Source organism: Wolbachia endosymbiont (group A) of Pogonocherus hispidulus, from assembly GCF_964028195.1.
Classification (GTDB): domain Bacteria; phylum Pseudomonadota; class Alphaproteobacteria; order Rickettsiales; family Anaplasmataceae; genus Wolbachia.
Window position 1 is genome coordinate 849071 of sequence record NZ_OZ034750.1, and the last position, 11331, is coordinate 860401.

Annotated in this window: 12 protein-coding genes; 7 read left to right on the forward strand and 5 right to left on the reverse strand. The window is 35.2% G+C overall.

The annotated features are described in order from the left end of the window. Window positions 1–108: 108 nt before the first annotated feature. A complete protein-coding gene (locus ABWU58_RS03965) occupies window positions 109–273 on the forward strand; it encodes a hypothetical protein (protein ID WP_353282619.1) in 165 nt (54 codons plus the stop codon). Here ABWU58_RS03965 and ABWU58_RS03970 read toward each other — a convergent pair. Continuing rightward, window positions 262–1452 carry a hypothetical protein gene (locus ABWU58_RS03970; protein WP_353282620.1) on the reverse strand — a complete coding sequence of 397 codons (1191 nt, stop codon included), beginning with the start codon at window positions 1450–1452 and terminating at the stop codon, window positions 262–264. The genes ABWU58_RS03965 and ABWU58_RS03970 overlap by 12 nt on opposite strands. A gap of 264 nt (window positions 1453–1716) precedes the next feature. Here ABWU58_RS03970 and ABWU58_RS03975 point away from each other — a divergent pair, with 264 nt between their 5' ends. Both ABWU58_RS03975 and ABWU58_RS03985 read left to right on the forward strand, forming a co-directional pair. Next, entirely contained in the window at window positions 1717–3150 is a 1434-nt protein-coding gene (locus tag ABWU58_RS03975) for a TrkH family potassium uptake protein (RefSeq protein ID WP_353282621.1), read from the forward strand. A gap of 199 nt (window positions 3151–3349) precedes the next feature. After that, a complete protein-coding gene (locus ABWU58_RS03985) occupies window positions 3350–3505 on the forward strand; it encodes a hypothetical protein (protein WP_353282622.1) in 156 nt (51 codons plus the stop codon). A 12-nt stretch (window positions 3506–3517) separates the two neighbouring features. On the opposite strand, the gene mgtE is transcribed toward ABWU58_RS03985, so the two are convergent. Next, complete coding sequence (mgtE, locus tag ABWU58_RS03990; protein WP_353282623.1) at window positions 3518–4888, reverse strand: magnesium transporter; 1371 nt, start codon at window positions 4886–4888, stop codon at window positions 3518–3520. 154 nt (window positions 4889–5042) lie between these two features. Here mgtE and prfB point away from each other — a divergent pair. Together prfB and ABWU58_RS04000 are read left to right on the forward strand one after the other, a co-directional pair. Next, window positions 5043–6147, forward strand: a protein-coding gene (gene prfB, locus ABWU58_RS03995; RefSeq protein ID WP_353282624.1) for a peptide chain release factor 2 whose coding sequence is annotated in 2 segments (ribosomal slippage) — window positions 5043–5117 and window positions 5119–6147 — 1104 coding nt in all. Because the reading frame shifts where the segments join, the coding sequence is not laid out codon by codon here. A gap of 93 nt (window positions 6148–6240) precedes the next feature. Continuing rightward, window positions 6241–7701 (forward strand): ankyrin repeat domain-containing protein, encoded by a 1461-nt coding sequence (locus ABWU58_RS04000; protein WP_353282625.1) that lies wholly within the window; start codon window positions 6241–6243, stop codon window positions 7699–7701. Window positions 7702–7724: 23 nt separating this feature from the next. Here ABWU58_RS04000 and ABWU58_RS04005 read toward each other — a convergent pair whose 3' ends face one another. The 3 genes from ABWU58_RS04005 to ABWU58_RS04015 form a co-directional block, all read right to left on the reverse strand. After that, entirely contained in the window at window positions 7725–8069 is a 345-nt protein-coding gene (locus ABWU58_RS04005; protein ID WP_353282626.1) for a DMT family transporter, read from the reverse strand. A 16-nt stretch (window positions 8070–8085) separates the two neighbouring features. Continuing rightward, window positions 8086–8385, reverse strand: a complete 300-nt coding sequence (locus tag ABWU58_RS04010) for a DMT family transporter (protein ID WP_353282627.1) — start codon at window positions 8383–8385, stop codon at window positions 8086–8088. Between the two features lie 114 nt (window positions 8386–8499). Next, entirely contained in the window at window positions 8500–9606 is a 1107-nt protein-coding gene (locus ABWU58_RS04015; protein ID WP_353282628.1) for a D-alanyl-D-alanine carboxypeptidase family protein, read from the reverse strand. Between the two features lie 896 nt (window positions 9607–10502). Here ABWU58_RS04015 and ABWU58_RS04025 point away from each other — a divergent pair. Further along, complete coding sequence (locus ABWU58_RS04025) at window positions 10503–10709, forward strand: hypothetical protein (protein ID WP_353282629.1); 207 nt, start codon at window positions 10503–10505, stop codon at window positions 10707–10709. Further along, window positions 10681–11217 (forward strand): RadC family protein, encoded by a 537-nt coding sequence (locus tag ABWU58_RS04030; protein ID WP_353282630.1) that lies wholly within the window; start codon window positions 10681–10683, stop codon window positions 11215–11217. Before ABWU58_RS04025 ends, ABWU58_RS04030 begins: the two co-directional genes overlap by 29 nt. Window positions 11218–11331 lie beyond the last annotated feature (114 nt).

An 11331-nucleotide genomic window follows, 5' to 3' on the forward strand; every position in this document is an offset into this window, starting at 1 on the left:
AATCTAAAAAGATAATCATAGAGCAAAAGTGAGTTTACAACAAATGGTGTCATGCAAGTAGCTGACACTGGAATCTAATTTCACTTTATGATGGTGTCATTCCAGTGCTTGACACTGGAATCCAGGAAACTTAACTTTACACCAGGTAATAAAAACTGGATCCCAGTGTCTGGGCACTGGGATGACACCCTCCTGGTAGCACAACGTTCGTACAGTTATGTGTCAGCTACTCGGATGACAGGAGATAATGCAAGAAGTCTATTAATTCAATAACTGCTCGTTTTTGTCAAATACCTTGTCTACACTTGGATTTTCCACTTTCTCACAAACCTTAGCAATACCAGCACCCATTAATATAACTGCTGCCAAAACTGCTAAAGCCAGTGCAACTGCAGGATACGCTAGCACATAGGCTGCAACAGCACCAACTGCGCATAATCCAACAACGCCTAGAGAAATCTTCCCTTTGTGTTCACTCCAGAAGTTTGTATCGTTCTTTTTTGGGGTTTTGTTGCCATTTGTTGAGGTTACAGTAGTTGCACCAACGGTATCCTCTTTCTCGTCGCCCTGGAGGCTTGCACCGTCATTTCCTGGGATCGTAGTATTTATTGAGGATATGGATGCGTTCTGTCCAAGTTCTTCTTGCAATCTCTCTACAATCTCTCTATCATTTTGGGCAATACGCTCTTCTTCCTCAATTTCTTTCAATACAGGTTTATTAAGCTCTATTTCTCTGTCCTTTCTATAATCCTTAACTTCTTGAATAAAGTCTTCAAGCCATCCCTCACCAGCTATATCCCTAAAGCGTTCTTGTCGCTTTTCAAGAGAATCTATTATATAGTTATCTCCTGTATTTTTACCTTCTCTATTAACCACATAGTCTTCAAGCCAGAAGTTACGAATATCAGGGGAAGCTTTGTCCCAAAGAAGTTTAGTGATCTCTTTTATCTTTTCAAATTCTTCTTTGTCAAGATTTCTTTTATAGTCAACTATCAGAGGAAAAACTAAAAGGGCATCTACGCCTCCATTATTCCAATATACCTTTCGCTCTAAAACACTTTTTACATCTTCACCACAATTCTCTAATGCTGCTTTAACTTGATTAACATTAAGACTTTTTATTGCAAGTATTAGTTCACTATTAAAATCCTTTACCCTCTTGTGCTCTTCCATTTCTTGAATAACTTGTGCAAGAGCAGAATATTCTGTGTTATTAGGGTCAATTTTTTGTTGAAAGTGTTTAAGATCATTTATTGTATTCATAAAATGTGGTCGACCTTCAAAAAGATTTACTACATTGTGATAACACAAAGAATCACAAGTTTTTTGATCAGCTTTTTCCCAAATTAGTTTAATGATTTTTACTTTATTTTCTTCATTATCTTCATCACGATAAGTAACATAACTTAAAATGCTATCTATTGCACCGTTTTCAGGAATCAGTTCCCTCAAAACTGCTTGTATATCATCATATTCCTTATTGTTGAATATGGTCTGGACTTCTTGAGGATTGTCCTGCTGGATTGCTGCAATTAATGAAGTTCAAATTTTTTGTTGTATGTCAGTTAATTCAGTCATATTTTACCTCTATTTTTTATAACAAGTTTAATTATCACACATATTTACAAGTAAGTCAAGTATATTGTTAATAAAGGCCAACAAAATGCTTGACGTTAGAGTAGCTTTTATGGCTTTGTATAGCTAAAAAGTAACTCTATGGAACGCTTACGTTCAATTGTATTTATTGTGGGAATATTCCTATTGCTGTTTAGCTTAGCAATGCTTATTCCTGCTATTACTAATAAATGTCTCAGCTACGAATGGAAAAATTTTCTCGCTGGATTCATAATTACCTGCACATCTGGCGTAATTTTTATTTTACTCGGTAAATTAAATGGCATGCCGGCAATTTTTGCGGTTACTAGTTGCACCTGGATTGCCTTGTCTCTGTTTGCAGCTATTCCTTTCTATTTTGATAATCTGAGCTATGTTGATGCATTATTTGAAACGATATCTGGCATCACAACCACAGGGGCAACTATATTTAATGATATTGAAAAGCAATCTCCAGGAATACTGCTGTGGAGAGCAATGCTACATGGCATGGGGGGTTTTGGTGTAATCACTTTAGGAATTGCAGTTTTTCCTATGCTCAAGATTCTCAGCCTAAATAATTTACTTTATTCTGAATATTCAGATGCTACCAAAAGGAAGTTGCCGAACACGCGAAGCGTAGTGATTCATGTTACGGCAATATATTATGGCCTAATTTTGTTATGTATATTTTCCTATTATCTAGCTGGTATGCCACTGTTTGATGCAATATGTCACGGAATGTCCGCTGTATCAACTGGTGGATTTGCTAACTATAATGATTCTATAGGGCACTACAATAATCCCATACTGGAAGCCATAACGATCGTTTTTATGATTTTGGGTTCTCTGCCTTTTCTTAGCTATTTAAAAATCATAAGACGGTTAGACATTTGCTATGATGAACAGGTCTCTTACTTTGTTAAGATAGCTATTGTTTCATCTTTATTTGCTTATTTTTGGTTGCGTAAAAATGTTGATTTAGGAGTGTTATTATCATTTAGATGCAGCACATTTACCATCACCTCCCTGATTACGTCAACTGGTTATGCAATTTGTAATCATATAGATTGGAGCTTCATTTCAGTCTTAGCTTTTTTTCTAACCTTTGTTGGTGGATGTAGTGGTTCTTCAAGTGGTGGTGTCAAAACCTTCCGCTTGATTGTTCTTTTAAGGTCTATAAGGAATTACTTTCGCCTTTTATTAAACCCTAATGCAGACAATAGAGTAAAATTCAATGGAAAAACCCTGGAGAATGATGAAGTTCACTCTGTCTTTATATTTTTTGCGATTTTCATGTTAACGTTTACCATTTCATCAATAGTGATGTCTTACTTAAGCAATGCAGACTTTATAACTAGCGTCAGCTCAGTCTCTGCAACGCTTACAAACTCTGGTCCAGGATTTAGTAATTTAATAGGTCCTTCGGGTAACTATTCTTCTTTCAGTAATGAAGTAAAATTATTTCTATCGTTTTTGATGCTGCTTGGCAGACTTGAAATATTGCCAATCTATTTTTGTATAGGCAATTTATTCTTATTTAATAGAAAGAAATAGTTGGTGAAACTTGATATTATAGCTAAACTGACTTACGACAATTTGAAAAACCGTCATTCCGCTACTCGTTAGCGATATCTATACCGCGAATAAATCTACAACTGTACGAACATTGTCTATCAGGAGGGTGTCATCCCAGTGCCCAGACACTGGGATCCAGGAATTTTATTAAGTTGGTAAGCATAAAAGTAGCCGTTTTATGTTACAATACAACGTTTTGATGATTATGAAAAGGCTGGATCCCAGTGTCAAGCACTGGGATGACACCGAAGGGGCTACTCGGATGACACCATCTGCCACCTGCAAATTGCAATGTTCGTACAGTTGTGGAATAAATTGCGGTATGACGTGTTAGCTATAGATAGTATTAGCTATTTAATAAAAAAATCGTAGCTAAACCAAGAAATATAAAAGCTGAGAGAATATCAGTTGTTGCCGATGTTAGGATTGAAGAAGAAACGGCAGGGTCAGACTTTAAACGGTGAAGCATTATAGGAATGAAAGTTCCGATAAACGTTGCAATAATTGACATCATAATCATGGAGACCACAAAAATCATCTCCACTTTGAAGCTGTGAAACCTTATTGCTAACACTACTAATGAAATAGTAGATAAGATCACCCCGTTTATAAGACCTATTAAAAATTCTTTCATCAGTACTCTTTTTGCATTTTGCTCAGTTAGATATTTTGTTGCGATTGCCCGGATGGTTAGCGTTACTGTTTGGGATCCTGCATTTCCGCTCATTGATGCAATTATCGGCATGATTATTGGCAGTACTATAAAACTTTTTATTACATCATCGAAAAAGCCAACTACTATGGAACACATTGTTGCAGCTAAGAGGTTAAACAGTAACCAAGGTAGCCTTTTAATTATAGTTTTATGTATAGGGGCATTTATATCGGCTTTAGAAGATACACCGCTTATTTTGAGTACATCCTCTTCTGTTTCTTGTTGAACAACTTTTATCACATCTTCAATTAAGATCACACCAATAATTTTACCATTCTTATTTACTACCGGAGCTGATAATAGAGAGTAATCTTTAAATATTCTTGCTACTTCCTCTTGGTCTACTCCAGTTTTAATGATTTTTATGTCAGGATCCATTATCTCTTTTATTATTGTGTCTCCTGAGTGAGATATTACCTTATTTAAATTAACACTGCCTATAGGCTCTAATTTTGAGTTGATAATGAATATCTGGTGAAATTTTTCTGGTATTTTTTTATAGTTGCACACAAATTCTGTCAGTTGATTTATTGTCCAATAATATGGAGCTATAACCATATCTTTATGTATTAACCTCCCTGCACTTTCTTCTGGATATGATAGCAACTCCTCTACCGATTTCTGAGTTTTGCTGGGCAAATAGTAAAGTATATTTTCTACAGACTTTCTATCTAAATCTTTCACTATGGTTACTATATCTTCTACATCAAGGAGCATTAGTAACTTTGCTGTATTTTCTATTCCCAATGTTTCTATGATCTCTATTTGTAAAGCTGGCACTACATGCACTAGGGCATCACTTAACAAATGTTGATCAAGGATATTAACTAATTTCTCCCTGTGATCACTGATTGAAGTAGATAAAAAATAAGCTAACTGAACACTGTCTATCGTTTTTACAATATTACGAACATTTTCTAGCTCCTCGTTATCAAGTGACTCTATTAAGTCATCAATAGCCTTTTTTTCTAAACCATAATGAGAACTTATTTTAATATTCATTACTTTACCTTATTTTTTAATAAATATACGAGCTTGATTCCGTTGAACATTAAAGTATAATAAGATTATTTCAAATTAACTACTATATGGTTAAATTTCTATTTTGTTTGCTGTTATTGTTAGTAATAGTAAATATATTAAAATCTAAAGTATAATGAAAACTTATTCAGAAATTCTCGAACACTTTCAAAGCTTAAATAAAAGTATTTCTCTTATCAGGAGGTGTCTTTGACATAGAAAAATTAAAGTTGCGTCTTGAAGAGCTGGATTCCCAAGCGTCGAATGATAGTCTGTGGCAAGACAACCAAAAGGCACAAGAAATTTTAAAAGAACGTTCTAAAATTAAGAATGACGTGGAGTCGTTTTTAAAGCTGGAAAGCGATTACAACGATGCCATTAGCTTAATGAAGTCTGCTATTGATGAGAATGATGAAGAATTTTTCTCTGAAGTTGAAAGTGAATTAGCTAAGCTAGAGAAATTAATCAAGTGTAAAGAAACAGAATCCTTATTTACTGGTGAAGCAGATAATAATGACTGCTTTTTAGAAATCCACTCAGGAGCTGGCGGAACCGAGAGCAATGATTGGGCTGAAATGCTGATGCGCATGTATGTAAGGTGGGCAGAAATTTATCACAACTTTAAAGTCGAAGTTGTAGAAAAATTAGAAGGAGAGTCGGTTGGTATAAAATCTGCAATGATAAAAATCGTTGGAGAAAAAGCTTACGGGTGGGCAAAAAGTGAAAGTGGAATTCACAGGCTGGTTAGAATATCGCCATTTGATGCAAATGGTAAACGTCATACCAGTTTTGCAAGTGTAGGAGTAACTCCAGTGATAGAAGATTCAATTGATATTGCTGTGGATGAAAAGGATCTAAAGATCGACACCTACCGTGCTTCCGGAGCAGGCGGTCAGCATGTGAACAAGACTGAAAGTGCGGTACGCATTACGCATATTCCAACTGGTGTTGTAGTTCAATGCCAAAATGGTCGTTCTCAACACAGAAATAAAGATGAGGCATTGAAATTACTTAAAGGACGTTTGTACCAAATTGAACTGGAAAAAAAAGAACAAAAGATGGCTGAAGAATATGGTAAAAAATGCGATATAGGCTGGGGTAATCAGATCAGATCGTACGTTATGCATCCATATCAAATGGTGAAGGATTTAAGAACCGGACATGAAGTGGGTAATATAAATTCTGTTTTTGATGGTAATATAGATTGTTTCATAGTTAGCGTACTTACTAATCAAAATTAAGTGGGTTGACTTTCTTGCCATAATATATGATAATTAAAATATTGTTAAAGTAGGAGTAAAGTTATGACAATTAAACACGAGTAGTGGGAAAGAATGCTAAGTGCAATTGATGCTGACAAAAATTTAAGTAAAGATAACGTAATTGGGAAGATAAAAGAGAAATTATCACAATATTCAGATGAATATAAAGAGTGGGAAGGAGCTGGTTTTGGTGTAAACCACTTATTTGCAGTAGAATATGGATTATTGCATTTAGCTATCCACAATAATTTAGAAAATGTGGTGAATGCTCTATTGGGAGTAGAAGGAATCAATGCTAATGCAAAAAATGGATATGGAGACACTCCTTTATGTAAGGCTGCTCGCCGTGGCTGCACTAAAACAATAAGAGCTCTAATAGACAACGGAGCAGATGTTAATGAAAAAGATAATCATGAATGTACTCCTTTGCATTTGGCTTGTGAAAATGGTCAAACAGAAGTAGTAAATCTCCTATTGAAAAGAGAAGATATAGATGTTAATGCAATAAGTAAAGATGGGTATACTCCTTTACATTTGGCTACTGAAAAAGGTTACATAGAGATAGTAAAAACTCTAATAGAAGGAGAAGGAGATGTCAAAGCGGTAGATAAATATAGGAATACTCCTTTACATTTGGCTGCTAAAAAAGGTCGCATAGAGATAGTAAAAACTCTAATAGAAGCAGGAGCAAATGTTGATGCAATAGATAGAGATGGACGCACTTCCTTACATTTGGCTATTCAATATGGTTGTAAAGAAACAGTAAAAACTCTAATAGGAGCAGGAGCAAATGTTAATGCAGCAGATGAAGATAAACGCACTCCCTTGCATATAGCTACTCAATTTTGCCGTAAAGAGATAGTAAAAATTCTAGTAGAAGCAAGAGCAAATGTTAATGCAGCAGATAAATATGGATGTACTCCTTTACATTTTGCTGAAGATGCAGAGACAGTAAAAACTCTAATAGGAGCGGGAGCAAATGTTAACGCATTAGATAAAGATAAACGCACTCCCTTGCATAATGCCAAGAATGAAGAGACAGCAAAAGCTCTAATAGGAGCAGGAGCAAAGGTTAATGCAGTAGATAAAGATAAATGCACTCCCTTACATATGGCTGCTCGACGTGGTTGCAAAGAGGTAATTGAGACTTTAATAGGCAAAAGAGCAGATCTTTTGTCAAAGAATAATGATAATAAAATTCCGAGCGATTTTGACAAAAATCATTATATAGTTCGGCATGTGAATTTTCTTTTATCTGAAGAAAGAATGAAACGACATGACCAACAGGGTAAAATATCTCTTGTTGCTTTCAGTTTAACAATATTGTTTGGTACTGCTATAACGATAACACTTTTTGCAACTGGAACAATTACAGCTGGGCTATATCCTGTAATAGGAGCAGTAGTTACAGTTGTAGCAGCAGCATTAGCGGTAGTTTATACTACAGTTAGAATGTTAGAACCTAGTACTAAAATGGATGAAACGAAAGAAGCGCAAAACGTAAATGGGAATGTGCAGGAAGTATTTCCTTAATATAATTCCAATTGTGGGATCTCTTATTCCATTTTATCAACAGTTTGTTTTGCAGTATCAAACAATTTTAATCCTATAATCCCGAATGTAACTAAAATAAAGCATATTACTTCGAATAAATTAACTGGTTCATTAAATAGGTAAACTCCAAGTATTGAAGCTCCTATAGCGCCCACTCCAGTCCAAATTGCATAGCATACTCCGATAGGTATAGAACGTATAGCGAGCGAAAGTAAATACGTACTAAGAGCCATGGAGAATATGCTAATTATTGATGGTACGAGATGAGTAAATCCACAACTATGCTTAAGTGTTATGACCCAGAACACTTCAATTAGTGAAGCTAAGAGTAAATATATCCAATTCATGCATAAATTTTCAGGTTTAAGTAGAGAGCTTTAGCCCTATGGTTCCTATTACAATTAAAATGATACATAAAACTTGAGATAAATTAATATTCTCTGTGAAAGCGGTTGCACCAATTATAGTTATTCCAATTGTGCATATTCCAGAGGAAACTGCATAGCATACTCTAATAGGTAGAAAGCATGCTGCAAGAGATAAAAAGTAAATGCTAATGATCATAATTACTAATGTTGCAATCGAAGGCACAACTTTAGTAAAACTGTTACTAAACTTTAGCGTTACAGCCCACAGTATCTCTAGGATACTAGACAGCAACAAATATAACCAGCACATTTTCGTAACATTTCAATCTTGTATTGTAACAGAAATTGTTAGTTAAAACTACACTAAAGTGCAATAGATCTCTCTTTCGAAATTACTTTAATATCAAACTTAAAACAACATTCTAAAAAACTTTTCTACGAAATTCAATTCCTGCACGTCATTTGCTGCATAAAGAGGTGTAGTTTGTTGCTCAATACCTGGTATTTCTACAAAAATTTTGCCCACTTCTTGACCTTTTTTAATGGGTGCAGGTATCATATCTTTATATTCAATACGCACCTTAATTTGGTCATGCAATTTGCGGTTGTAAGTTATGGTAACATCGTTTGCAACTGTAATAGGCACTTTTTTATCTTTTCCATAGAGAACATTTACTTCCTCAACTACACTGTCTTTAACGAATATTTTCTTAGTATTAAAATGATTTAAGGAGTATTGTATCAGTCTTTTTGCTTCTTCTATTCGCTCTTTCTCAGTGTTTAAACCATTTACGACAGCAAAAATTCTCCTATCATTTCGTTTTGCAGATGCTACAATGCCGTAACCACCAGCATTTGTATAACCGGTTTTTAAACCGTCAACCCCAATGTCGTGAAAAAGTAGAAAATTTTTATTCTTTTGTGCAATTTCATTATATGTCAAATATTGTTCAGAAAATAAATCATAATATTCAGGAAAATCAGTGAAAATCCTTTTTGCCAGCATTACCAAGTCTTTTGCGCTCATAAAATGATCTCCATCTGGCCACCCGCTTGAGTTGACAAAATGACTGTCATTCAGGTTCAAATTTTGTGCAACTTCATTCATTTCAGCCACAAAATTCTCTTCTGATCCTGCAATACCCTCGGCTAGTGTTATGCAGGCATCATTACCTGAGACTATTGTAATTCCTTCAAGTAATTCCCTTACCGTAACGGATTGACCTTCTTTCAAAAACATAGAAGAGCCTTTTCTTTCCCACGCTTTTCTGCTTACTCGAAATTTATCCTCCATGTTTATTATTCCAGCTTTTAGATAATCGAAGGCTATATATAAAGTCATTAACTTGCTCATTGAAGATGGGGCCATTTTTTCATCGGAATTATGGTCAAAAATGAACGAGTCTGAAGCTAAATCTAAGACTACTGCTTGCTTTGCTTTGGTTCTAAACTGGTATGAGTATGAAGAAAAAGGAAGTATAAAAACTAATAGCAAAATTACCAATCTGCTTAACATATCTATAATTTTAAATTTACAGTGCACTAATTAATAGTATAATTTTACAGGGGCATTTCAATAGATCTCTTGCATAAAAATTCCTTGACAAACTCCGCCAGCCCCCTTATCATGAAACTGAAGCTATTTATTTATCTTCTCTGTACAGATTAAATGACAAAAAAACTCACGTATCTGGCGTCTCATGTTTAATTTTTTGCACTATGTGCACCTTATGTCTTTATAAAATTTCTACCTACATAAGCTGAAACGCGCTTATAAAGCGTTTAAAACATAAAAAAACGCCAACTTAAAAAATGGATAGTGAATAACTAGCTACCCTAGGGTTTCTTTTGCCTTTTTTTCTGTTTAGTAAATTTCTTAAGCATTTATGACTAAAGGTTAGTTGCATTAAAAAGCAGCTAAATCGCGGTTATTAAGTGTTTAGAATAAAAAAACGCCATACTTGAAAGTATAATGTAAGTAATTAGCCAACCACGGGGCTTCTTTTGCCTTTTTTTTCGTTTGGTAAATTTCTTAATGTTTGTGGCTAAACGACAACCGTCATCCCGCTACTTGTTAGCGGCTGAGATACCGCGGCGGTATGACGGTTCGCGGCGGGATGACGATAACCTCGTCATCCCGCTGCTTGTTAGCGGGATCTGCTGAGATACCGCGAATGAATTCACAACTGTACGAACGTTGTAGTTTGGGCCACCAGTGGGGTGTCATCCCAGTGCCCAGACACTGGGATCCAGGAATTTTATTAAGTTGGCAAGCATAAAAATAGCTGTTTTATGTTAAAACACAACGTTTTAATGATTATGGAAAGGCTGGATCCCAGTGTCAAGCACTGGAATGACAAGAAGAGGGTACTTGGATAAGAGGCATTGCCCTTCTGGTAGGCCCAAATCGCAATGTTCGTACAGTTATGGAATGAATTGCGGTATGACGTAGAGCTCGCGTTAGCTACTTTCATGACACCATTTGCTGTCTTTAAAAATGAATGTTCTTACAATTGTACGTCATGTGCTTTATTAAACATTTTACTTAAAAATCTAATTTCTTATTATACAAAAGATAAGCAATTCATTAATGATGAAAGATTACAAAAAGGGGCATAGAAAGCGCCTAAGAGAGAAAATTATTTTAGATAATGGACAATCATTACTTGATTATGAAGTTTTAGAGCACATTTTATATTCAGCATACAGTAGAATTGATGTGAAACCGATAGCAAAGAGTTTGATAGAAAATTTTGGCAGTTTGAATAAAGTTTTTAATGCTGACCTGGAAGCACTGCAAAATGTTGATGGTGTCAGCAATGCAGCAATATCTGCCATCTTTTGTGTGAAACAAGCCTTTGTTCGTTCTGCAAGAGAAGAAATAAAAGACCTGCCTATAATCGATAACTGGGAAAAATTGCTTGATTATTTAAGAATAAGCATAGGAAGCCTCAATAAGGAAAATTTTCGCGTCATCTACATGAATAAAAAGTATCGTCTAATAGCGGAAGACCTGCAAAACGTTGGTACAGTAGATCAAACTCCTCTTTATATCAGAGAGATCATCAAGCGCGCGCTTTTGATTGGCTCAACGTCCATTGTAATATCTCACGATCAACCACCTTAATACCCCATTCAACAACCAAAAAGAGATTACAGTTACAGATCCAACTCATCCGCTATTTGGCAGAACTTTTCCTATATCCTTTATCAGTTCAAGAGCCCATTGTAGTAGTAATGT